Here is a 22892-nt window from a genome sequence, read left to right as displayed (position 1 = left end):
AAAAGTGCGCGCAGTCTACCATGCAAACCCGCAGATAAAAAGACAGCAAAATCAGGGATTTAAGTATAGCAAAGGCTATAACTCTTATCTTCCGCTATGAATGGACCTAAGTCGATGGTGGCAAAGCGTTTTCTGGCCACTCCGATGGCCTGAATCCCCGCTCCGTTCGCCTTTGCGCCCGACACCGCCATTGAACCGCGCGACCAATTACCGGAAAATGCCGGGCTGATAATGATGGGATACCGGTAATGAATAACCCTTTTGAAACGTTGATCGTGCCTGGTGGCATTCTGCTGCTGGGTTTTCTCTCGGCGCTGCTGCTGCCCGCCCCTGCCTTCAGCCTGACCGTGGCGCAGCATCTGCTGCAGCTGTTCCATCTGCAGGATCTCAATCAGCTTTACACGGTCGTGTTCTGCATCTGGTTTTTACTGCTGGGCGCGCTGGAGTTTTTCGTTATCCGCTTTGTCTGGCGTCGCTGGTTCAGGGCCTGACGGCACAATGTGCGTCCACCAGCGCTTTTAGTTGTCCGGCGCTGCGGGCATAGCCTTCGCGCGGCAGATGTGCCGCGCCCAGCAACAGGCCTGCGCGGCGCTGATCCGCATCCTGATACCAGAGTGACAGCGGCGAGGGTGCCATCCCCCACTCTGCCGCCTGCTGAGCAATAAGCTGGTCCGGGGAACCGGCGGGCAGGCGAACGATCACCGCCAGCCCGGCGCGTTGCAGGTCCGGAAAATGAGGGTGCAGCGCGGCAACCATCTGCTCCAGCCGCTCGTGATACACACGCTTCATCCGCCGCAGATGCCGCATGAAGTGACCTTCCCGCAGAAACTCCGCGACCGCATTGTGCAGCAATCCTGCCGATGCCGGTGCCAGTAACGCACACACCTCACCGAACCGGGCAGCCAGTGCGGGCGGCACCACCATAAAACCGAGCCGCAGTTGTGGCGTCAGCGTCTTGCTGAACGTGCCGATATGCAGGACCCGTCCCTCGCTGTCGAGTGCGGCCAGCGCTGGCGCGGCGCGATGACCAGGCTGGAGCTCACCCAGGTAGTCATCTTCAATAATCCAGCGCTGTTCGCGGCTGGCCCACTCAAGCAGGGCATGGCGGCGCGCCAGGCTCATCGTCATGCCAAGCGGTGCCTGCTGGCCCGGCGTCACCAGCGCGAAAGCGGCGTCCGGCGCACGCGTCACCCCGGCAGCGACCTGCATCCCCTCCTCGTCGACCGGCACCGCAACCGGCCTGACCCGCAACGCTTCCACCGCGCCGCGCGCCAGCCAGAATCCGGGATCTTCCAGCCAGGCGGTTTTGCCCTGAAAATCCATCGCCAGGCCAATCAGACCCATCGCGCCTGCATAGCCACTGGTAATGATGATCTGCTCTGCCTGACAGCGCAGACCGCGCGCCACCGCCAGATAGGCCACCAGTGCCTGCCGCAGTGCCAGACTGCCACGCGGATCGGGATAGCTGGCTGGCCGGCTGACCTGCATTCGCGCCTGCCGCTGCAGGATGCGCAGCCAGACTTTGGCTGGGAACGCATCGCTGGCGGGCGTCCCCATCTGGAAGGTCAGCGGTGGCGCGTCAAACGCCTCGATCCCTGCAGAGGGCGGCGGAAGGCACCCGGCATCGGAGCGGGCCGGTTTTAATGGCGGTAAAGTGCTGACGAAGGTGCCCGCCGCGCCCCGGGTTTCCAGAAACTGACCATCGGCCAGCATGTCATAACTGGCACGGACGGTGCCGCGTGCAACACCAAGCTGCGCAGCCAGATCGCGACAGGAAGGCAGACGCGCCCCCGGCTGTAAACGGCCTTCACCAATCGCCTGCTCAATCAGCTGGCGCAGCTGTTCGCTCAGACCACGCGGCGTACCGCGCTGCAGCGTCAGCGAGAAAAGGGGGGATGGACCAGTCAGACTCTCATTTTTTGGCACTTTATCTGCTCCATTCAAAGGCCGAAAATCGCCTCATCAATCCCAGGAGGCAATAAGATGAGCGAACGTATCGATTTTCACCAGGCAGCACCGGCAGGCATGAAAGCACTGAGCGGCGTATACGGTTATCTGTCACAAACCGATTTGCCGCTCACTTTACTGGAACTGCTGTTCCTGCGCATATCGCAGATTAACGGCTGCGCTTACTGCATTGATATGCATACAAAAGCGCTGAACAAGGCGGGGATCGGCTGGGATAAAATTGTACTGACGTCGGTCTGGCACGAATCCGGCACCCTGTTCAGTGAAAAAGAGAAAGCGGCCCTGCAGTGGGCGGAGTGCCTGACGCTGATTGCACAGCATGGCGCGCCGGAAGCAAGTTATACCGCGCTGAGGGAGCACTTCAGTGACAAAGCAATTGTCGATCTGAATATCGCCATTGGCCTGATGAACACCTACAACCGCATGGCGATAAGTCTGAAAAAGCTGCCTGCCAGTGCGAATGCGTCATAAGTGAAGCCGATGCGTGCGCCGCTGCGCGCGCATTTTCAGACTCACAAAAATGTAACATTATTTTTACACAAGAGCCTATCTGGCTGCTTTATCAACAATTCAAACTATTCCGCATTGCATAATAAATCGCTAAAATTCAGATAATTAAATAATTCCGCACCGTTCATATCGATTCTGCCGTTGCACCATCATGGCGCTTTTCCGCAACATCCTTTCCGGGTTAACCCCCTGACTTAACAATAAAAAATCCCTAATCGCGCAGCCGTGCTGATGATTAATTCTTATGCTGAATCATTTCTGCATTTAAAAAATAAACAAATGTTTAATTCAGGGGTGAGAATGTTATATTCGGATGACAAAGCATAACGTGCAGTTAACCCGTTATCACCGCTTTAACCTATACCTGAGACTTAACCTTTGAGAAATAGCGCAACGCGCTCGCAAGAAGCGTGACTATTTCGCCTGCAAAACTGTTGGGCTTCAGGTCAACAGAAGAGGAGATGTCGCCTCATGTGCAATTCAGCTGTAAACCTTGCGCTCGCGATGAGTGCCATGGCAAAGGACACCACTACCGCGCAGGAGCGCAAAGACGTTGACGTGCTGCTGATTGGCGCAGGTGTGATGAGCGCTACCCTCGGTGCATGGCTGCAGGATTTAGCGCCGGACTGGTCCATCGAAATGGTGGAGCGGCTGGACAGCGTGGCCGAGGAGTCGTCCAACGGCTGGAATAACGCCGGCACCGGTCATGCCGCCCTGGCCGAGCTGAACTATACGCCGCAGCAGGCGGATGGCAGCATCGACATCTCTAAAGCGGTGACGATCAACGAATCGTTCCAGATTTCCCGCCAGTTCTGGTCATATCAGGTCCAGAAAGGCAACCTGCGCAATCCCAAAAGCTTTATTCACAGCACGCCACACATGAGTTTTGTCTGGGGAGACGACAACGTCGAATTCCTGCGCAAACGCTATCAGGCGTTGCAGAAAAGCACCCTGTTCCGGGGCATGGCCTACTCCGAAGATCCGCAGCAGATTGCGCGCTGGATCCCGCTGGTCATGAATGGCCGCGATCGCCGTCAGAAAGTGGCCGCGACCTGGACGGAGATGGGCACCGATGTGAACTTCGGTGAAGTAACGCGTCAGCTGATCGCCTCCTTAGAGAAGAAGGCGAACTTCCGCCTGCGTCTGCGTCAGGAAGTGCGTGACCTGAAGCAGCTTGCTGACGGGCGCTGGCAGGTGACGCTGCAGTGTCTGAACAGCGGCAACCGCCGCACGCTGACAGCGGGCAAAATCTTTATCGGCGCTGGCGGCGCGGCATTGCCGCTGCTGCAGAAGGCCGGTATCCCGGAAGCGAACGGCTACGCCGGATTCCCGGTAGGGGGTTCGTTCCTGGTGACGGAAAATCCGCAGGTAGTGGCGCAGCATATGGCCAAGGTCTACGGCAAAGCCAGCGTCGGCGCACCGCCGATGTCCGTGCCGCACGTTGACACCCGCGTACTGGATGGCAAGCAGGTGCTGCTGTTTGGCCCGTTCGCCACCTTCTCCACCAAGTTCCTGAAGCAGGGTTCGCTGATGGATATGTTCACCTCTCTGAACAGCAGCAACATGCTGCCGATGGTGAAAGTGGGGCTGAAAAGTTTCGATCTGGTGAAATACCTGATGGATCAGGTGCTGCAAAGCGATCGCGACCGTATGGACGCCCTGCGCGCCTATGTGCCGCAGGCGAAGCAGGAGGACTGGCGGTTAGTGACGGCCGGTCAGCGTGTGCAGATCATCAAGAAGGATGAGAAAGAGGGTGCTGTATTGCGTCTCGGCACCGAAGTGGTCGCCTCACAGGATGGGACGATTTCAGCACTGCTGGGCGCCTCACCGGGCGCCTCGACAGCGGCACCGATTATGCTGGAACTGCTGCATAAGGTCTGTCCTGAGCAGATGGCCACGCCGGAATGGCAGAATAAAATCCGCGCCGTCATCCCTTCCTGGGGCCGTAAGCTGAACGGTGACGTGGCCCTGACAGAGAAAGTGTTGGCCGAAACCAGCCGTATTCTGCAGCTCGACTACTCGCCGGTGACACCGATGGCGGCAAACGATGAAGGACGTGAAACCGCTTTCGTTGTCGGCAAGTAATTCCGCACCGCTGATAAAAAGGCTCCGCACAGCGGGGCCTTTTTTATTGGCCGGTTGCCTGGTCGTCCTGGGGTTTCTCTATTAGGGTTAAGAGATCTTTTAGCTGAACACTCAGGAGGAAAAGGCATGTCTTACTCCCCTGCTTCACCGGAATTCACGCTGCTTGACCGCTACTGGCGGGCGGCGAACTACCTCTCCGTCGGGCAGATCTACCTGATGGATAACCCGCTGTTGCGCGAGCCACTCAGGCCGGAACATATCAAACCGCGCCTGCTGGGCCACTGGGGCACCACGCCAGGGCTGAATTTTATCTATGCCCACCTCAACCGGATTATCCGGCAGCAAAATCTGAACATGATCTACATCTGCGGACCCGGGCACGGCGGCCCCGGCATGGTGGCAAACACCTGGCTGGAGGGCAGCTACAGCGAAATTTATCCGCACATCAGCCAGGATGCGGCGGGCATGCAGCGCCTGTTTAAACAGTTCTCCTTCCCGGGCGGCATTCCCAGCCACGCGGCCCCGGAGACGCCCGGCTCAATTCATGAAGGGGGGGAGCTGGGCTATTCGCTCTCTCATGCATTTGGCGCGGCTTTCGATAATCCCGACCTGGTGGTGCCCTGCGTCATCGGCGACGGCGAAGCGGAAACCGGACCGCTGGCGTCCAGCTGGCACGGCATCAAATTCCTCAATCCGCAACGTGATGGCGCGGTGTTACCTATTCTGCATCTCAACGGCTACAAGATTGCTAACCCGACGCTGCTGGGTCGCAGCAGCGATGAAGATCTGCGTCAGCTGTTCAGCGGTTACGGCTATGAACCGCTGTTTGTCAGCGGGCATGAGCCGGAGAAAATGCATCCGCTGATGGCGGAAGCGCTGGACAATGCTCTGGCAAAAATCACCGCCTTCCAGCGTGAGGCGCGCCAGGGCAGCGCCACGACCGATGTGCCGCGCTGGCCGATGATTATCCTGCGCAGCCCCAAAGGCTGGACCGGCCCCAAAACGGTCGACGGCAAAAAAGTAGAGGATTTCTGGCGGGCGCATCAGGTGCCGGTCGCCGCCTGTCGTGAAGATGAAGGTCATCGTCAGATTCTGGAAACGTGGATGCGAAGCTATCAGCCGGATGATCTGTTCGATGAACAGGGTCGCCTGAAGCCGGAGCTGCAGGCGCTGGCGCCGGAGGGCGACAAGCGCATGGGGGCTTCGCCTTACGCTAATGGCGGCCTGCTGCGCCGTGAGCTGGAGACGCCGGAGCTCGCCGCGTTTGCCTGCGAGGTCGGCGAACCGGGTTCACAGATGGCGCAGGCTACCGAGCATCTGGGACGCTACCTCAGCGTGCTGTTTCAGCGAAACCGCGACAACTTCCGGCTGTTTGGCCCGGATGAAACCGCCTCAAACCGCCTGACGCCGGTCTTCGACGTGACCAGCCGCACCTGGCTGGAAAGAACAGAGCCCTACGACGAGCAGCTGGCGCGCGATGGCCGCGTCATGGAAATTCTCAGTGAGCATCAGTGTCAGGGCTGGCTGGAGGGCTATCTCCTGACCGGCCGTCACGGGCTGTTCAACTGCTATGAAGCCTTTATCCACATTATCGATTCCATGTTTAACCAGCATGCCAAGTGGCTGAAAGTCACGCGTAAGCTGGGCTGGCGTAAGCCCATCTCCTCACTCAACTATCTGCTCTCTTCGCACGTCTGGCGCCAGGACCACAATGGCTACAGCCATCAGGACCCCGGCTTTATCGATCACGTTGCCAATAAGAAAGCGGACATCGTACGTATCTATCTGCCGCCCGATGCCAATACGCTGCTCTGGGTAGGCGACCACTGCCTGCGCACCTGGGACCGCATTAATGTCATTGTGGCGGGCAAACAGCCTGCGCCGCAGTGGCTCGACATGGCCAGTGCCATAACCCACTGCGAAGCGGGCATGGGCGAATGGCGCTGGGCAGGCACCACGCCCGATAATGCACAGCCGGATGTGGTGATGGCCTGTGCCGGTGATGTGCCCACCATGGAAACCCTGGCGGCCGTCGATCTGCTGCGCGAGATGCTGCCTGAACTGCGGATTCGGGTGGTAAACGTGGTCGATTTAATGGCGCTGCAGACGCAGGATCAGCACCCGCATGGCAAATCCGATACGGAATTTGATGCGCTGTTTACGCAGGATAAACCGGTGATTTTTGCCTTCCACGGCTATCCGACGCTGGTGCATCGCCTGACCTATCAGCGCACCAATCATCGCAACTTCCACGTGCGTGGCTTCAATGAAGAGGGCACCACCACCACGCCATTTGATATGACGGTACTCAACGAACTGGACCGCTATCATCTGGCGCAGGAGGCGATTCTGCGCGTGCCCGGGCTGGCGGATGCTCATCCCGGGCTGCTGGAGGATTTGCAGCAGCGTCTGGCCGCGCATCACCAGTATGTCCGCGAACATGGCGAGGATCTGCCGGAGGTGCAGAACTGGAAATGGCCATCCGCCACTGCACCAGGCGCGCCTGATTAAGCGGCCTGCAGCGCGTCGGTCACCATCCAGACGGTGGTCGCCACCAGCGACAGCGCCATCAGGCTGTTAAACAGCTGGCGCTTCCAGGCAATCTGCAGATGGCTGCGCAGGCGGTCGCCCAGCGCAGCCCAGATCAGGATGCAGGGCAGATTGAGCAGCATGAAGCAGATCATTACCGTTACAACGCCGCTGCTGGCGCTGTAGAGCAGTGCCACGTTGCTGGCCATCAGCCAGGCTTTGGGGTTAATCGCCTGGAAACAGGCGCCACCCAGCAGCGTCATCGGCTGCGGCCGGGTTCGCGTTTCGGGGGCGGCAGCACGAAAGATCTTCCAGGAGAGCCACAACAGATAGGTGCAGCCTGCCAGCGTCAGCGGCAGGCGAATCGCCGACATCCAGTGCAGCAGCACCTCCAGCGCCATTCCGGCAATCACCGTTTGCACCGCACAGCCCAGTAAAATGCCGAACATCATCGGCAGGGTGCGACGCATGCCAAAATTGACCCCGGAGGTCGCCAGCAACAGATTGTTTGGGCCTGGCGTAATCGACATGACGGTGACGTAACTGAAGAAAGAGGGATCAAGCATAGTGGCGCTCCTGAAAGTGGACAGAGCTCTATGCTACGGCGCGAAAAAGGATGGTAACAGTGACACAAAATCACTATTGTGATGGTTACAGTTTACGTTTGCAGCAATTGTACCCATCCAATCCGGAGGCTACTGTGTCCCTTGCTCCCTCTTCCGATCAGCGTCTTTATCAGCAGCTGGCGGACAGCTTCGCTGAGGCTATCCACCAGGGCACGCTGAAACCGGGCAAACGCCTGCCAGCGATCCGGCGTGTCGCTCAGTCCCATCAGGTCAGTGTGAATACGGTGCTGAATGCCTGGCAGCTGCTGGAAGATCGCGGTCTGATTGAGGCTCGACCGCAGTCGGGCTACTACGTGCGCGGCGTGCTGCCCGCCGTGACCCGTCACGGTGAGCATAAGACCCGGGTACGCGACCCCGGCAGCGGTAAACTCGACCTGATTGATAAGGTGTTTGCCGCACAGAACCATCCCGACTACATCAATATCTCGCTGGCCTGCCCGCAGGACAGTGAACTTTTCCCTGCGACCCGCATCGCCCGGATCACGGCTTCACTGCTGCGCCGTCATCCCAATCTGATCGGGCGCTATGCGCTTCCGCCCGGTAGTGAGCGCTTACGGGAGGAGATTGCGCGCCGGGCGCTGCACGCCGGACAGCGGCTGACCGCCGATGAGATCACCCTCACCCACGGCTGCATGGAAGCCCTGCAGCTGGCATTACGTGCGGTCACGCAGCCCGGCGACTGTGTCGGGCTGGAGTCGCCGACCTACTTCTTCCTGTTTCCACTGCTGGCGTCGCTGGGCCTTAAAGCGCTGGAAATCCCCACCGATCCGCAGCATGGCCTGTCGCTGGATGCGCTGGAGATGCTGCTGCAGGAGCAGCGCATCAAGGCACTGATTGCCATGCCCGGTGTGCAGAATCCGCTGGGCTGCGGCATGTCGCTGGCAAACAAGAAGCGGCTGGCAAAGTTAGTGAACACTTACCACGTTCCGCTGATCGAAGACGGACTGTATGACGAGTTGCAGTTCGACTGGCCCCTCTCGCCCGCTGTGAAAGCGTTTGATCGCGATGGCTGGGTGATCTACTGCACCAGCTTCACCAAAACCGTGGCACCCGACTTCCGGATTGGCTGGACCGCTGCCGGCCGTTTTCACGACGCGATTGCCCGGCTCAAAGCGGTTTCGTCGATGGCTGAATCGGCCCTGCTGTCAGAAACACTGGCGGAGTTTCTTGCGTCCGGCGGTTACGATCACCACCTGCGCACCCTGCGCCGTCGCTACGCAGCCAATCTGGATGAGGCGCGGGGACTGATCGCCCGCTACTTCCCGCAGGGCACCCGCGCCACGCTGCCGCGCGGAGGATTCGTCTTCTGGGTCGAGTTACCCGGCAACGTGAAGACTACGGAGATGTTTGACCGGCTGCTGCAGGAGCAGATCTGCGTCACGCCTGGCGCGCTCTATTCTCTGAGCGAGCGTTACAACCATGCGCTGCGTCTCTCCTGCTGTTATCCGTTTGATGCGCGCTATAGCCGGGCAATTCAGCGCGCCGGAGAGATTGCCTGTGAACTGTCAGGACTCCCGGCTGGTGAGGCTCAGGGCGTCCCGTTGCGGCCCCAGACGGTGTAACCACGCCGTTCGGTCAGGCGCTCGTAATAGGTGCGAACCGCCGGATAATCGGGATGCTCAAGCGGCGTCTCAAACCAGCGGTTTACCGCCAGACCAATCGGAATGTCGGCCAGGGTGAAATTGCGTCCGGCAACGTAGCGACCGGTTTTTTCCAGTTGCTGATTAAGGATGCTCATGGTGTGCGCCCAGCCTTTGCAGGCCGCTGCCAGCAGGCGCGGATCCTGATGAGCCGGAGAGTTTCTTACCAGCGACATGAAAGCGTAGCGCCAGGAGGTATTCAGTTCTGTGGCCTGCCAGTCCATCCACTGATCGACCGGTGCACGCGCCTGCGGATTAGGCGGATAAAGCCACTCGCCGCCATAGGCATTCGCCAGATAGCGCAGGATAGCGTTAGATTCCCAGATGACTAAGTCATCATCTTTCAGCACCGGCACCATCGCATTCGGATTGAGTGCCATGAACTCCGGCAGATGCGTGGAGCGGAAACCGTCGCCCCACTCTTCGCGCTGGTAATCCAGATCCAGCTCGTCACACAGCCATAATACTTTGCGCACGTTGATTGAGGAGGCGCGTCCCAGGATCGTTAACATGCAGAGTCTCCGGTAGAATCTTTAACTTATTGATAACGCTGTTAGCTGTTATAAGCAATCATCTGGCAGAGAAAAGGCCACCCTGAACACCCTCAGCAAGGAGTCACCATGCAGGTCGCGTTTAAGCAAGTCGATGTGTTTACCTCATCAGCCTTTAACGGCAATCCGCTGGCGGTCATCATGGATGCGCAGGGGTTAAGCGACAGCCAGCTGGCCGCCATTGCCCGCTGGACTAACCTGTCGGAGACCACCTTTGTGCTGCCGCCTGAGCATGCGGAAGCTGACTATCGGGTGCGCATTTTTACCGTTGAAGGCGAGCTGCCGTTTGCCGGTCATCCCACGCTGGGTACGGCGCACGCCCTGCTGGAGGCCGGCTGGCCAACCCGCACACCCGGCGAGATTGTGCAGGAGTGCGGTGTCGGTAACGTCACGGTGAAGATTAATGAGACGGGTGAACTGGCGTTTGCCGCCCCGGCTGCCACGCTGACACCCTGGCAGGATGCACTGATGGCGAAAGCGTTAAACAGCGAGGCTTTCGATCTGACGCAAAGCCCGACGGTGGTTGATATGGGTATCCGCTGGCTGCTGGTGCCGATGACCAGCGCCGACGCGGTGCTGGCGCTGCAGCCCAGCGTCAGCGAACTCGAGCGTCTGCTTAAACAGGCGGACGTATCGGGGATAATGGCGTTTGGCCGCCTGCCGCAGGGAGAAGAGGAGCAGTATGAAGTACGCGCCCTGCTGGTCGAGAATGGCAGCCTGACCGAAGATCCGGTGACGGGCAGTGCCAACGCCTGTCTGGCGCGTTACTTTGCCATGGCGGGACAGACCACGGGCTATCGTGTGCGTCAGGGCACGGCGCTGCAGCGTGCCGGTCGGGTAAACGTGACCTTCGATAGTGGCACGATCTGGATTGGCGGCCATACCGTCACCGTCATCGACGGCACGATCGCGCTGTAAGGCTGGCGGCATCGGCGGGCCGGTCTGCCGCGATGCCGCCGGGGGTTAAATGCCCTGCCCGCCTGAGGCTTCGATGCGCTGCGCGGTGATCCAGCCGGTTTCATCACTGAGAATCGCGCTGATGGCATCGCCGATGTCGTCCGGTAATCCCACCCGGCCCAGCGCCGTCAGTGCAGCAATCTGATCGTTAATCTCCCGGGTGTCGCGCACCCGGCCTCCGCCGAAGTCCGTTTCTATCGCCCCGGGTGCCAGAATATTGACCCGAATCCGGCGCGCCCCCAGCTCCTTCGCCTGATAGCGGGTCAGCACCTCCATCGCCCCTTTCATTGATGCATAGGTCGCAGAGCCCGGATAGACCAGCCGGGTCAGACCGCTGGAGATGTTCAGGATGCGGCCTCCGTCGTTGATCAGCGGCAGCAGCTTCTGGGTCAGAAAGTAGGGCCCCTTGAAATGGACATTCACCAGGGCGTCAAATTCCGCCTCCGTGGTATCGGTAAACGGCTTATAGTGACCGTGCCCGGCGTTGTTTACTAAATAGTCAAAGCGATCCCGCTGCCACTGCTGCTGCAGGGCCTCTTTCACCTGCCCGACAAAGCGATCGAACTGACCGGTGTCGCCGACATCCAGCGCCAGCGCCACTGCACGCCGTCCCATCGCCTCAATCTCTTTGACAACCGCCTGCGCCTCATCGGCATGAGTGCGGTAGGTCAGAATGATATCGGTGCCTCTGGCAGCCAGTTTTAACGCGCCGTTACGGCCTAAACCGCGATTTGCACCGGTAATTAACGCAACTTTCTGATTCATCTCTCACACCTGTTGAAAAGTTGAACACGTGTTAAGGATATTCGCGAATTATTGATCTATAAACAGTGTAAAAAGCGCATCACTGTTTCAATAAAAACAACAATCGGTGAACAACATGGACAAAATTCACGCAATGCAGGTTTTTGTGCGGGTGGCCGAAATGGGCAGTTTTACCCGCGCGGCAGAGAGTTTAGGCGTGCCTAAAGGCAGCGTATCGCGGCAGATACAGGCGCTGGAGAATCAAATGGCAACCCGTTTGCTGCATCGCACCACGCGCCGGGTGCAACTAACTCAGGATGGACTGGTCTATTACGATCGCTGTCTGGACCTGCTGTCGATGATTGACGATATGGACAGTCTGTTCCAGCACGATCCCGCCACGCTCAGCGGCAAGCTGCGGGTCGATATGTCCGTCGCGATGGCGACCGGTTTTATCCTTCCCCGCCTGCCGGAATTTTTGCAGCACTACCCTGGCGTAGAGATTGAACTGAGCAGCAGTGACCGTCAGGTGGATGTGATCCGGGAAGGCTTTGACTGTGTTATCCGGGTCGGCGAGCTGAAGGATTCGGGACTGATCGCGCGAAAAATTGGCACCCACACCTTGATCAACTGCGCCAGCCCTGGCTACCTTTCGCGTTTCGGGATGCCGGTCCGGCTGGAGGAGCTGTCGCAGCATGCGATGGTCCACTACAGCCAGCAGCTGGGCCAGGCCGCACCAGGTTTTGAATATTTTGATGGCAGGCAGTGCCACTATGTTCACACCGGCGGTGCCGTAACCGTAAACAGCACCGAAACCTACCGCGCCGCCTGTCTGGCTGGATTAGGCATTATTCAGGTGCCGGCGGCCGGCATTCAGCCCCTGCTGGAAAACGGCGAGCTGGTCGAGGTGCTGCATCGCTTCCCCGCCAGGCCCATGCCGATCCACCTGCTCTATCCGCACCGGCGCAATGTGGCGCGTCGCGTGCGGGTTTTTATGGAGTGGCTGAGTCAGGTGCTGCAGGAGTACGTCACCTGAGCGACTATACTCTGATTTTAATGACAAACAGGACAGTGAAGGTCTATGACAGACAAGCAGGAACATTCGCAGGATACACAGCCAGAGAAACCGCTTATCGACATTAAAACCGGCAATCAGACCGTGGACCAGTCGATTGTCCGCGTGTCGCATTTTGCCGCCTGGTTTCAGGCCATTCCGGCGGTGGCGCATTTTATCCGTGCCCTTGAGCGCTTTAACGACCGGCTCGGCAGCCAGTTTGGTGCGGCCATTACCTATTTCTCATTTTTATCGCTGATCCCGATTCTGATGGTGTCGTTTGCCGCCGTCGGTTTTGTACTCGCCTCCAATCCGGATCTGCTGACCGATATCATCAATAAAATCGTCAGCAGCATCAGCGACCCGACGCTGGCGACCACGCTGAAGAATACGGTGAATACCGCCATTCAGCAGCGCGCCACGGTGGGGATCTCCGGTTTACTGCTGGCGCTCTATTCCGGTCTGAACTGGATGGGGAATCTGCGGGAAGCCATTCGCGCCCAGTCGCGCGACGTCTGGGAACGCAATCCTGATGACCAGGAGAAGATCTGGAAACGCTACATCCGCGATTTCCTGTCGCTGACCGGCCTGATGCTGGCCCTGATCATTACGCTTTCGCTGACCTCAGTGGCGGGGTCTGCCCAGGCGACCATCGTGAGCGCCCTGGGGCTGGATGGCATCGACTGGCTGCGGCCTGCGATGACCATTATCGCCACCTCGATTTCTGTGCTGGCTAACTACCTGCTGTTTCTCTGGATTTTCTGGATCCTGCCACGACATAAGCCACGCAAGAAGGCGCTGTTCCGCGGGACGCTGCTGGCGGCCATCGGTTTTGAGGTGATCAAGTTTGTCATGACGCTGACCCTGCCAAAGCTGGCAACCTCCCCTTCAGGAGCGGCCTTTGGTTCCGTGCTCGGCCTGATGGCGTTCTTCTACTTCTTCGCCCGTCTGACGCTGTTCTGTGCGGCCTGGATCGCCACAGCTAAATATAAAGACGATCCGCAGATGCCTGAAGCGGGCAGCGCAGCACGACGCAAAACCTCCTGATCTGTTAACAACAGCGGAAAACACCTCCCCTCGGCTATTTTTTACTCAGATAACAGGATGAATAGCTGAGGGGTCACTTTTATTTAGCCCTTTCACAGAGTATCCCGCCAGATATCGTCCGGTTTACCCCGGTATCACCCGGCATTCGCCGCACCACAGAAATTATCCTCTTTTTGCCCGCTGAAGCCAGGCGCGGCGCGGGTTTTCGCCATTGAATGCGGTCAGTCAGGTGCGTAAGATTCTTTGTCTGTATTTACAAATAAGAAACAGTTATGCAAGCCTCCCTCTCAGACACACTCGACAAACAGCAGGACCCCGCACCGGTTAACTCACGCAGTAAAGTGGTGATAGCCTCACTGGTCGGCACGGCCATCGAATTCTTCGACTTTTATATTTATGCCACGGCTGCGGTGATTGTTTTTCCCCATATTTTCTTCCCGCAGGGTGATGCCACCGTCGCCACGCTACAGTCGCTCGCCACTTTCGCTATCGCCTTTATTGCGCGTCCGATTGGCTCTGCCCTGTTTGGTCACTTTGGCGACCGCGTAGGACGTAAGGCCACCCTGGTTGCTTCGCTGCTGACCATGGGGATCTCCACCGTGGTGATTGGCCTGCTGCCGGGCTATGAAACCATTGGTGTGATGGCGCCGCTGCTGCTGGCGCTGGCGCGTTTTGGTCAGGGGCTGGGCCTGGGCGGCGAATGGGGTGGCGCAGCACTGCTGGCAACGGAAAACGCTCCGGCGAAGAAGCGTGCGCTCTATGGCTCCTTCCCGCAGCTGGGCGCGCCGATCGGCTTTTTCTTTGCTAACGGCACCTTTCTGCTGCTCTCGTGGCTGCTGACTGACGAGCAGTTTATGCAGTGGGGCTGGCGCGTTCCCTTCATTCTCTCTGCCGTACTGGTGCTGATTGGCCTCTATGTGCGCGTTTCGCTGCATGAAAGTCCGGTGTTTGCCAAAGTGCAGAAAGAGCAGAAGCAGGTTCGGGTACCGATTGCGGCGCTGCTGAGCAGGCACCTGACTGCCACCATTCTCGGCACCTTTATCATGCTGGCGACCTATACGCTGTTCTATATCATGACGGTCTATTCAATGAGTTACGGCACCACGCCAGCGCCAGCGGGTCTGGGTATTCCGCGTAACAGTATGCTGTGGATGCTGATGCTGGCGGTCATTGGCTTTGGCGTGATGGTGCCGATTGCGGGCGTGCTGGCGGATCGCTTTGGTCGTCGCAAGACCATGATTACCATTACGCTGATGATTATCGCGTTTTCGTTCCTGTTCCCGGCGATGCTCGGTTCGGGTTCGCAGGCGCTGGTGATGGCGTTCCTGCTGCTGGGTCTGAGCATTATGGGGCTGACGTTTGGCCCGATGGGCGCACTGCTGCCGGAGCTGTTTCCGACCGAAGTGCGTTATACCGGTGCCTCGTTCTCCTACAATCTCTCCTCGATTCTGGGTGCCTCGGTTGCGCCTTACATCGCGACCTGGCTGAATGCCAGTTATGGCCTACAGGCGGTAGGGTTCTATCTGGCGTCGATGGCGGTGCTGACACTGATTGCGTTGCTCGCCTGTAAAGAGACGCGTCACCAGACGCTGTATGACGTGTAGTCCGGTGGGATGAAAGTCAGTAAAACCCGGCAGATGCCGGGTTTTTTTATGGGTTGGGTTTAGTCAATCTAAGGCAGCTTAGGGAACATACTTTGACCCTGAGGAGTTCAAAAACATCGCCTTATGGTCAGGCTACCGGCTCAGGGAGCATACGCCCTCCGCAAAGACGCAAAAGACGCCATCCGTGGCGGGCTCAGCGCGGGCCATCCCTGGCCCGCTATGCTTTGCTACAGGCGTATGCTCCCATCGCTTTAAGTTGATTGGCTGTCTGTTTGAAGATCCTGCATCGTGCTAATGGGCAGGGTTATTCTGGCAGCAATGCAGAAGCTTAAGGGCACAGGGAACACGGTCAGAAGAGGAAGGCGTCCCGCCGCCCGGATAAAAACGCCGGGAGCGTTTTTGAACAACGCAACGCGTTGGCCCGTTTACGGGCGCACCTCAGGGATGAGGTGCGTAATCGCGCGGGCCGAGCGGCCAGGGATTGGCTTAAGCGCCTTTCCGATCTGACCGTGTTACCTGTGCAGGCTCGGTCTCATAGCGAAGCAGGCAGTGCAGGCACCGTTCCACCAGCGAACTTCTCAGACAGTGTTCACAAACAAAAAACCCCGGCAAGCCGGGGTTTGTTTTGCTGAAAACGGGAGTGCCGCTTATCAGCCTGCGACAGCGATACGCTTCATGTCGGTCATGTAGCCACGCAGTTTGCGGCCCACGATTTCAATCGGATGCTGGCGAACCGCTTCGTTGACGTCACGCAGCTGCGCGTTGTCTACCTGCGTTCCCTCAATGGCTTTACCCAGGTCGCCTGGCTGCAGCGTGGTCATGAACTCTTTCAGCAGCGGTACAGCCGCGAAGGAGAACAGGTAGTTACCATATTCGGCGGTATCCGAGATAACCACGTTCATTTCGTACAGACGCTTACGGGCAATGGTGTTAGCAATCAGCGGCAGCTCGTGCAGGGATTCATAGTAAGCAGACTCTTCGATGATGCCCGCATCAACCATGGTTTCAAACGCCAGCTCCACGCCCGCTTTGACCATGGCGACCATAACGACACCTTTGTCGTAATACTCCTGCTCGTCGATCTTACCTTCAAACTGCGGCGCATTTTCGAACGCAGTTTTACCGGTCTCTTCACGCCAGGTGAGCAGGTTTTTGTCGTCGTTCGCCCAGTCGGCCATCATACCGGAAGAGAATTCGCCTGAGATGATGTCATCCATGTGCTTCTGGAACAGCGGAGCCATGATGGTTTTCAGCTGCTCAGACAGCGCGTATGCACGGATTTTTGCCGGATTAGAGAGGCGATCCATCATCAGGGTGATGCCGCCGAACTTCAGCGATTCGGTGATGGTTTCCCAGCCGAACTGAATCAGTTTTTCGGTGTACGCCGCGTCATGACCTTCCGCCACCAGCTTGTCGAAGCAGAGCAGTGAACCCGCCTGCAGCATGCCACACAGAATAGTCTGCTCACCCATCAGGTCAGATTTGACTTCTGCCACGAAAGAGGATTCCAGCACGCCAGCACGATCGCCACCGGTTGCGGCTGCCCAGGCTTTAGCAATCGCCATGCCTTCGCCTTTTGGATCATTTTCCGGGTGAACAGCGATCAGGGTCGGAACACCGAAGCCACGCTTATACTCTTCACGCACTTCTGTACCCGGACACTTCGGTGCCACCATGACGACGGTGATATCTTTACGAATGCTCTCGCCCACTTCTACGATGTTGAAGCCGTGTGAGTAGCCCAGCGCAGCGCCATCTTTCATCAGCGGCTGAACAGCCTGAACCACTGCAGAGTGCTGTTTGTCTGGCGTCAGGTTGACCACCAGGTCCGCCTGCGGGATCAGCTCTTCGTAGGTACCCACTTTGAAACCGTTATCGGTCGCTTTGCGCCATGAAGGGCGTTTCTCAGCAATCGCTTCAGCACGCAGTGCATAGGCGACATCCAGACCGGAATCACGCATGTTCAGACCCTGGTTCAGGCCCTGTGCGCCACAGCCAACGATAACGACTTTTTTGCCCTTCAGGAAACTCGCACCATCTGCGAACTCATCGCGCGCCATGAAACGACATTTGCCTAATTGCGCCAGCTGATTGCGCAGATTCAGTGTGTTGAAATAGTTAGCCATGGGTACTCCGGTAAGTTGTGTTTGCTTTTTTTGTTCAGGAACGGCGTGTCATGCAGCGCCGCGAATGACCCCATCATATGACAGGAATTCTGTTGCTTAAATTGATATATTAACAACGTCACATTGCAATAAATGCAACACCACCCAGAGGCGACGCGCATATGGATTTACGGGATCTGAAACTGTTTCTTCATCTGGCAGAAAGCTGCCACTTCGGGCGCAGCGCGCGTGCTATGCACGTCAGCCCTTCCACGCTGTCACGCCAGATCCAGCGGCTTGAAGAGGATGTCGGCCATGCGCTGTTTCTGCGTGATAACCGTACCGTCACACTGACGGAGGCGGGTGAGCGCCTGCGTCAGTTTGCCCAGCAGACGCTGCTGCAGTATCAGCAACTGCGTCATGTCATGGATCTTAATGGTCCGTCACTCAGCGGCGAGCTGCGGCTGTTCTGCTCGGTAACGGCGGCCTACAGCCATCTGCCGCCCATCCTCGACCGCTTTCGCGCCGAACATCCGCAGGTGGAAATTAAACTGAATACCGGCGATGCCGCGGATGCGCTGGAAAAAGTTCACTCCGGTGATGCCGATCTGGCGATTGCCGGACGCCCTGAAACGCTGCCAGCCAGCATTGATTTTATGCCACTGGGGCTGATCCCGCTGGTCCTGATTGCGCCCGCCTTACCCTGTGCCGTTCGTACGCAGGCTACACAGCCACAGCCAGACTGGGCACAGATTCCGTTTATTCTGCCGGACCAGGGCCCGGCACGGCGGCGTATCGATCTCTGGTTCCGCCGCCATCGCATTCCTAACCCGCTGATTTACGCCACGGTGTCGGGGCATGAAGCGATTGTCTCGATGGTGGCGCTGGGATGCGGCATCGCGTTGCTGCCGCATGTGGTGCTGGAAAACAGCCCGGAACCGGTGCGTAACCGCGTGATGATGCTGGAAAATGTTGAATCGGTCGCGCCGTTTGAACTCGGCATCTGCGTACAAAAAAAGCGGCTCGGTGAGCCGCTGATCAGTGCCTTCTGGAGCCAGCTGTAATCAGCTGCCTGACAGGAAGAAGCGGAACGCCGGGTTCTGGCTTTCATCATGAAAGTCATAGCCCAGATCGGTGAGATGCTCTTCGAAACGCGGCTCATCGCTGCCCAGTTCAAAGGCCGCCAGCACGCGGCCATAATCAGTGCCGTGGCTGCGGTAGTGAAACAGCGAGATATTCCAGTGCGTGCCAAGCGTCTGCAGAAACTTCAGCAACGCACCGGGTGCCTCCGGAAATTCAAAGCTGAAAAGCCGTTCACGCAGCGGTTTGGAAGGTCGTCCGCCCACCATGTAACGCACGTGCAGCTTTGCCATTTCATCATCAGAGAGATCGACCACCTGATAGCCGCCGTGGGTCAGTTCGCTGATAATCTCGCTGCGCTCCTCGACGCCACGGGTCAGCCTGACACCAACAAAGATGCAGGCTTTATCTGCGTCAGCGTAGCGGTAGTTGAACTCCGTGATGGCACGCCCGCCCAGCGTCTGGCAGAAGCGTAAAAAGCTCCCCTGCTGTTCCGGGATGGTCACAGCCAGCAGCGCCTCTCGCTGTTCGCCCAGCTCGCAGCGCTCAGAGACATATCGCAGGCCGTGAAAATTGACGTTGGCCCCGGATAAGACATGCGCCAGCCGTTCGCCTTTAATCTCATGCTGCTGGATATACTTCTTCATGCCCGCCAGCGCCAGCGCCCCGGAAGGCTCCGCCACAGCACGGACATCTTCGAACAGATCCTTCATCGCTGCGCAGATGGCATCGCTGTCGACGGTGATAATGTCGTCAAGATACGCTTTGCACAGGCGGAAGGTCTCGCTGCCAATACGCTTCACCGCCACGCCTTCGGCAAACAGCCCGACGCGGGGCAGATCGACCGGATGACCCGCCTCCAGCGCCGCCTTCAGACAGGCTGAATCTTCTGACTCCACAGCAATCACTTTGATTTGCGGCATCAGCTGTTTAATCAGCACCGCCACACCGGCTGCCAGACCGCCCCCGCCAACCGGGACAAAGACCCGATCCAGATGCGCATCCTGTTGCAGCAGCTCCATCGCCAGCGTGCCCTGTCCGGCAATCACTGCCGGATGGTCAAACGGTGGCACGAAAGTGTAGCCGCGCTGTTCCGACAGTTCGATCGCTTTGGCTTTCGCCTCATCAAAGTTGGCACCAAACAGGTAAGCCTCACCGCCAAACGCGCGCACCGCATCCACCTTGATATCGGCTGTCGCCAGCGGCATCACGATCAGTGACTTAATGCCCAGCTTGCTGGCGGAGAGCGCCACGCCCTGTGCATGGTTACCGGCGGAGGCCGTTACCACGCCGCGCGCTTTCTGCTCTTCGTTCAGGCCGGCAATCATCGCGTAAGCACCGCGCAGCTTGAAGCTGTGCACTGGCTGGCGATCTTCCCGCTTCACCAGAATGGTGTTGCCAAGACGCGATGAGATTTTTTCCATCTTCTGCAGCGGCGTTACCTGTGCGACTTCGTACACCGGTGAACGCAACACCGCGCGCAAATACTCGGCGCCGCAGGGTGCATCGGGTAGCGGTTGAGACTCGGCCATGGTCAGCCTCCCAGCTTGCTCTTATCGCGGACAGCGCCTTTATCAGCACTGGTCGCAAGTGAGGCGTAAGCACGCAGCGCGAACGAGACTTCACGCTGACGATTGATCGGCGTATAGGCCGCATCGCCACGTGCCTGCTGCTCTTCACGGCGGGCGTGCAGTTCGTTATCCGGCACGGCAAGTCTGATGCCGCGGTTCGGGATGTCGATCTCAATGGTGTCGCCATCTTTCACCAGCGCAATGGTGCCGCCGTTTGCCGCTTCAGGTGAGGCATGACCGATAGAGAGACCGGAGGTGCCGCCAGAGAAACGACCGTCGGTGATCAGGGCGCAGCTTTTGCCCAGTCCCATCGATTTCAGATAGGTGGTCGGATAGAGCATCTCCTGCATACCCGGCCCGCCTTTTGGCCCTTCGTAGCGGATCACGACCACGTCGCCCGCCACCACTTTGCCGCCCAGGATCGCTTCAACAGCATCATCCTGACTTTCGTAGACTTTAGCCGGGCCGGTGAAGGTCAGGATCTCTTTGTCTACGCCTGCGGTTTTAACGATACAGCCATCTTCTGCGATGTTGCCGTAGAGTACGGCCAGACCACCATCCTGCGAATAGGCGTTTTCGCGGGTACGGATACAGCCTTCAGCACGGTCATCATCCAGCGTGTCCCAGCGGCAGCTCTGCGAGAATGCCTGGGTGGTGCGGATGCCCGCCGGACCGGCACGGAACATCTCTTTTACCGCCTGATCGTTGGTGAGCATGATGTCGTACTGATCCAGCGTTTCACGCATCGTCTGCTGCAGGATATTTCGGGCGCTGCTGTCGAACAGACCTGCGCGATCCAGCTCGCCGAGAATCGCGTAAACACCACCCGCGCGATGCACATCTTCCATGTGATATTTCGGGGTACTTGGCGCGACTTTACAGAGCTGAGGGACTTTGCGTGACAGGCGATCGATGTCAGAGATATTGAAGTCGATATCGCCTTCCTGCGCGGCTGCCAGCAGGTGCAGTACGGTATTAGTGGAACCGCCCATGGCGATATCCAGCGTCATGGCGTTTTCGAAAGCGGCCTTGTTGGCGATGCTCCGCGGCAGCACGTTGACGTCATCCTGTTCATAGTAACGTTTGGTCAGGCTGACGATGCGCTTACCGGCGTTGATGAACAGCTCTTTACGATCGGCGTGAGTGGCCAGCAGGGAGCCGTTGCCTGGCTGCGACAGGCCGAGTGCTTCGGTCAGGCAGTTCATTGAGTTCGCGGTAAACATGCCGGAGCAGGAGCCGCAGGTCGGACAGGCAGAGCGTTCGATCTGCTCACTGTCGGCGTCGCTGACGTTCGGGTTGGCCCCCTGAATCATCGCATCCACCAGATCCAGTTTGATGATCTGGTCAGAAAGCTTGGTTTTACCGGCTTCCATCGGTCCGCCTGAAACGAAGATCACCGGGATATTGAGGCGCAGTGACGCCATCAGCATCCCCGGCGTGATTTTGTCGCAGTTGGAGATACAGACCATGGCGTCGGCGCAGTGTGCGTTCACCATGTACTCGACCGAGTCAGCAATCAGTTCGCGCGAAGGCAGTGAATACAGCATGCCGCCATGACCCATGGCAATACCGTCATCCACCGCGATTGTGTTGAACTCTTTAGCCACACCGCCTGATGCTTCGATCTGCTCGGCGACCAGTTTACCAAGGTCACGCAGGTGAACGTGGCCCGGGACAAATTGGGTGAATGAGTTAACCACAGCGATAATCGGCTTACCGAAATCGTCATCGGTCATTCCTGTCGCGCGCCATAAGGCACGGGCACCCGCCATATTACGGCCGTGGGTGGTGGTGGCGGAACGGTACTTAGGCATGCTCTATTTACTCCAGTAAGAAAAAGCTCGCGGACGTCAGATGACGTCCGCGCTGTATCTGATTATGGATTAACCGGATCTAACCAGCCCCATTTGTCTTCGGTTTCGCCGGTGAACAGACCAAAGAAGGCCTGCTGGATGCGTTTGGTCACCGGGCCACATTTGCCTTCGCCCACCTGAATACGGTCAACGCTGCGCACCGGGGTAATTTCTGCAGCGGTACCAGACATAAACACTTCATCAGCCAGATAGAGGGATTCACGCGACAGGGTCTGCTCGCGCACTTCAATGCCCATATCACGCGCCAGGGTGATGATGGCATCGCGGGTAATGCCCGGCAGAGCGGAAGAGGTGAATGGCGGGGTAAAGAGCACGCCATCTTTCACTTCAAACAGGTTTTCGCCCGCACCTTCTGAGATCAGGCCATTGGTATCCAGCGCGATACCTTCCTGATAGCCGTGACGACGGGCTTCGCTGCCCACCAGCAGTGAGGAGAGGTAGTTACCGCCCGCTTTTGCGGCAGTTGGCAGGGTATTCGGCGCCACACGGCTCCAGGAGGAGACCATAGCATCAATGCCGTTTTCCAGAGCTTCCGCACCCAGGTACGCGCCCCACGGGAAGGCTGCAATGATCACGTCGGTGGTAAAGCCATCTGGCGGGTTCACGCCCAGGCCCACATCGCCCACGAAGGCCAGCGGACGGATATAAGCACTTTTCAGTTTGTTCACGCGGATGACTTCGCGGCACGCTTCCATCAGCTCATCAACGCTGCTTTTAATCGGGAAACGGTAGATTTTGGCGGAGTCGTGCAGACGTTGCATGTGTTCACGGTGGCGGAACACAACCGGTCCTTTGTGAGAGTCGTAGCAGCGGACGCCTTCAAACACCGACGTGCCATAGTGCAACGCGTGGGACATGACGCTGACCTTCGCCTCTTCCCACTTAACCATCTCGCCATTGAACCAAATAAAGTCTGCTTTCTTCGTGCTCATTGTTATTCCCTCTCG

At 58.1% G+C, this 22892-nt stretch carries 18 protein-coding genes; 10 read left to right on the top strand and 8 right to left on the bottom strand.

The window, feature by feature from the left end; all coding sequences use genetic code 11:
* Positions 1 to 248 precede the first annotated feature (248 nt).
* Complete coding sequence (locus OJ965_RS03645; protein WP_009087958.1) at positions 249 to 491, top strand: DUF1158 domain-containing protein; 243 nt, start codon at positions 249 to 251, stop codon at positions 489 to 491.
* Here OJ965_RS03645 and pdxR read toward each other — a convergent pair.
* Positions 481 to 1926, bottom strand: coding sequence for a MocR-like pyridoxine biosynthesis transcription factor PdxR (gene pdxR, locus OJ965_RS03640; RefSeq protein WP_154929129.1), 1446 nt, complete (start codon positions 1924 to 1926; stop codon positions 481 to 483). The genes OJ965_RS03645 and pdxR overlap by 11 nt on opposite strands.
* 57 nt (positions 1927 to 1983) lie before the next feature.
* Between pdxR and OJ965_RS03635 the strand changes: the two genes are divergently transcribed.
* The 3 genes from OJ965_RS03635 to OJ965_RS03625 all read left to right on the top strand — a co-directional run bounded on the left by OJ965_RS03635 (position 1984) and on the right by OJ965_RS03625 (position 7074).
* Positions 1984 to 2439, top strand: a complete 456-nt coding sequence (locus tag OJ965_RS03635; protein WP_009087962.1) for a carboxymuconolactone decarboxylase family protein — start codon at positions 1984 to 1986, stop codon at positions 2437 to 2439.
* 510 nt (positions 2440 to 2949) lie between these two features.
* Positions 2950 to 4563 (top strand): malate dehydrogenase (quinone), encoded by a 1614-nt coding sequence (gene mqo / locus OJ965_RS03630; RefSeq protein ID WP_154929131.1) that lies wholly within the window; start codon positions 2950 to 2952, stop codon positions 4561 to 4563.
* A 126-nt stretch (positions 4564 to 4689) separates the two neighbouring features.
* Complete coding sequence (locus OJ965_RS03625) at positions 4690 to 7074, top strand: phosphoketolase family protein (RefSeq protein WP_154929132.1); 2385 nt, start codon at positions 4690 to 4692, stop codon at positions 7072 to 7074.
* Here OJ965_RS03625 and OJ965_RS03620 read toward each other — a convergent pair.
* Positions 7071 to 7658, bottom strand: coding sequence for a LysE family translocator (locus OJ965_RS03620; RefSeq protein ID WP_058956905.1), 588 nt, complete (start codon positions 7656 to 7658; stop codon positions 7071 to 7073). The two genes, OJ965_RS03625 and OJ965_RS03620, sit on opposite strands and share 4 nt — an antisense overlap.
* 134 nt (positions 7659 to 7792) lie before the next feature.
* Here OJ965_RS03620 and OJ965_RS03615 point away from each other — a divergent pair, with 134 nt between their 5' ends.
* The gene (locus tag OJ965_RS03615) at positions 7793 to 9280 is read left to right on the top strand and encodes an aminotransferase-like domain-containing protein (protein ID WP_154929133.1); all 1488 of its coding nucleotides are present in this window, start codon (positions 7793 to 7795) and stop codon (positions 9278 to 9280) included.
* On the opposite strand, the gene OJ965_RS03610 is transcribed toward OJ965_RS03615, so the two are convergent.
* Complete coding sequence (locus OJ965_RS03610; protein ID WP_009087970.1) at positions 9247 to 9870, bottom strand: glutathione S-transferase family protein; 624 nt, start codon at positions 9868 to 9870, stop codon at positions 9247 to 9249. The genes OJ965_RS03615 and OJ965_RS03610 overlap by 34 nt on opposite strands.
* 108 nt (positions 9871 to 9978) lie before the next feature.
* Between OJ965_RS03610 and OJ965_RS03605 the strand changes: the two genes are divergently transcribed.
* A complete protein-coding gene (locus OJ965_RS03605; protein ID WP_154929134.1) occupies positions 9979 to 10827 on the top strand; it encodes a PhzF family phenazine biosynthesis protein in 849 nt (282 codons plus the stop codon).
* Positions 10828 to 10872: 45 nt separating this feature from the next.
* On the opposite strand, the gene OJ965_RS03600 is transcribed toward OJ965_RS03605, so the two are convergent.
* Positions 10873 to 11631, bottom strand: coding sequence for an SDR family NAD(P)-dependent oxidoreductase (locus OJ965_RS03600; protein WP_046100811.1), 759 nt, complete (start codon positions 11629 to 11631; stop codon positions 10873 to 10875).
* 115 nt (positions 11632 to 11746) lie between these two features.
* Here OJ965_RS03600 and OJ965_RS03595 point away from each other — a divergent pair, with 115 nt between their 5' ends.
* The 3 genes from OJ965_RS03595 (at position 11747) to OJ965_RS03585 (ending at position 15315) form a co-directional block, all read left to right on the top strand.
* Positions 11747 to 12646 carry a LysR family transcriptional regulator gene (locus OJ965_RS03595; RefSeq protein ID WP_009087975.1) on the top strand — a complete coding sequence of 300 codons (900 nt, stop codon included), beginning with the start codon at positions 11747 to 11749 and terminating at the stop codon, positions 12644 to 12646.
* Between the two features lie 45 nt (positions 12647 to 12691).
* Positions 12692 to 13711, top strand: coding sequence for an inner membrane protein YhjD (gene yhjD / locus OJ965_RS03590; RefSeq protein ID WP_265137823.1), 1020 nt, complete (start codon positions 12692 to 12694; stop codon positions 13709 to 13711).
* Between the two features lie 272 nt (positions 13712 to 13983).
* On the top strand, positions 13984 to 15315 hold the full coding sequence (locus OJ965_RS03585; RefSeq protein WP_009087978.1) for an MFS transporter: 1332 nt from the start codon (positions 13984 to 13986) through the stop codon (positions 15313 to 15315).
* A gap of 650 nt (positions 15316 to 15965) precedes the next feature.
* Here the strand turns inward: OJ965_RS03585 and ilvC are convergent.
* Positions 15966 to 17441 (bottom strand): ketol-acid reductoisomerase, encoded by a 1476-nt coding sequence (gene ilvC, locus OJ965_RS03580; protein ID WP_046100812.1) that lies wholly within the window; start codon positions 17439 to 17441, stop codon positions 15966 to 15968.
* Between the two features lie 161 nt (positions 17442 to 17602).
* On the opposite strand from ilvC, the gene ilvY reads away from it, so the two are divergent.
* On the top strand, positions 17603 to 18484 hold the full coding sequence (ilvY, locus tag OJ965_RS03575) for an HTH-type transcriptional activator IlvY (protein ID WP_009087982.1): 882 nt from the start codon (positions 17603 to 17605) through the stop codon (positions 18482 to 18484).
* Here the strand turns inward: ilvY and ilvA are convergent, their stop codons facing one another.
* The 3 genes from ilvA to OJ965_RS03560 form a co-directional block, all read right to left on the bottom strand.
* The gene (gene ilvA, locus OJ965_RS03570) at positions 18485 to 20032 is read right to left on the bottom strand and encodes a threonine ammonia-lyase, biosynthetic (RefSeq protein WP_111207821.1); all 1548 of its coding nucleotides are present in this window, start codon (positions 20030 to 20032) and stop codon (positions 18485 to 18487) included. It lies immediately after the preceding gene.
* Between the two features lie 2 nt (positions 20033 to 20034).
* A complete protein-coding gene (ilvD, locus tag OJ965_RS03565; RefSeq protein ID WP_265137821.1) occupies positions 20035 to 21885 on the bottom strand; it encodes a dihydroxy-acid dehydratase in 1851 nt (616 codons plus the stop codon).
* A 62-nt stretch (positions 21886 to 21947) separates the two neighbouring features.
* Positions 21948 to 22877: a branched-chain amino acid transaminase gene (locus OJ965_RS03560; RefSeq protein ID WP_009087986.1), complete on the bottom strand. Its 930-nt coding sequence runs from the start codon at positions 22875 to 22877 to the stop codon at positions 21948 to 21950.
* Positions 22878 to 22892 lie beyond the last annotated feature (15 nt).

This window comes from Pantoea anthophila, from assembly GCF_026104315.1.
GTDB lineage: Bacteria > Pseudomonadota > Gammaproteobacteria > Enterobacterales > Enterobacteriaceae > Pantoea > Pantoea anthophila.
This window is presented reverse-complemented; position numbering and strand designations above follow the sequence as displayed.

Excerpts from the sequence above, each read along its gene's own strand:
- OJ965_RS03605 (WP_154929134.1), top strand. The coding sequence starts at position 9,979 with ATGCAGGTCGCGTTTAAGCAAGTCGATGTGTTTACCTCATCAGCCTTT.
- ilvY (WP_009087982.1), top strand. The coding sequence starts at position 17,603 with ATGGATTTACGGGATCTGAAACTGTTTCTTCATCTGGCAGAAAGCTGC.
- OJ965_RS03620 (WP_058956905.1), bottom strand. The coding sequence starts at position 7,658 with ATGCTTGATCCCTCTTTCTTCAGTTACGTCACCGTCATGTCGATTACG.
- OJ965_RS03560 (WP_009087986.1), bottom strand. The coding sequence starts at position 22,877 with ATGAGCACGAAGAAAGCAGACTTTATTTGGTTCAATGGCGAGATGGTT.
- OJ965_RS03625 (WP_154929132.1), top strand. The coding sequence starts at position 4,690 with ATGTCTTACTCCCCTGCTTCACCGGAATTCACGCTGCTTGACCGCTAC.
- OJ965_RS03635 (WP_009087962.1), top strand. The coding sequence starts at position 1,984 with ATGAGCGAACGTATCGATTTTCACCAGGCAGCACCGGCAGGCATGAAA.
- ilvC (WP_046100812.1), bottom strand. The coding sequence starts at position 17,441 with ATGGCTAACTATTTCAACACACTGAATCTGCGCAATCAGCTGGCGCAA.
- ilvA (WP_111207821.1), bottom strand. The coding sequence starts at position 20,032 with ATGGCCGAGTCTCAACCGCTACCCGATGCACCCTGCGGCGCCGAGTAT.
- OJ965_RS03645 (WP_009087958.1), top strand. The coding sequence starts at position 249 with ATGAATAACCCTTTTGAAACGTTGATCGTGCCTGGTGGCATTCTGCTG.
- yhjD (WP_265137823.1), top strand. The coding sequence starts at position 12,692 with ATGACAGACAAGCAGGAACATTCGCAGGATACACAGCCAGAGAAACCG.
- OJ965_RS03610 (WP_009087970.1), bottom strand. The coding sequence starts at position 9,870 with ATGTTAACGATCCTGGGACGCGCCTCCTCAATCAACGTGCGCAAAGTA.
- OJ965_RS03585 (WP_009087978.1), top strand. The coding sequence starts at position 13,984 with ATGCAAGCCTCCCTCTCAGACACACTCGACAAACAGCAGGACCCCGCA.
- mqo (WP_154929131.1), top strand. The coding sequence starts at position 2,950 with ATGTGCAATTCAGCTGTAAACCTTGCGCTCGCGATGAGTGCCATGGCA.
- ilvD (WP_265137821.1), bottom strand. The coding sequence starts at position 21,885 with ATGCCTAAGTACCGTTCCGCCACCACCACCCACGGCCGTAATATGGCG.
- OJ965_RS03595 (WP_009087975.1), top strand. The coding sequence starts at position 11,747 with ATGGACAAAATTCACGCAATGCAGGTTTTTGTGCGGGTGGCCGAAATG.
- OJ965_RS03600 (WP_046100811.1), bottom strand. The coding sequence starts at position 11,631 with ATGAATCAGAAAGTTGCGTTAATTACCGGTGCAAATCGCGGTTTAGGC.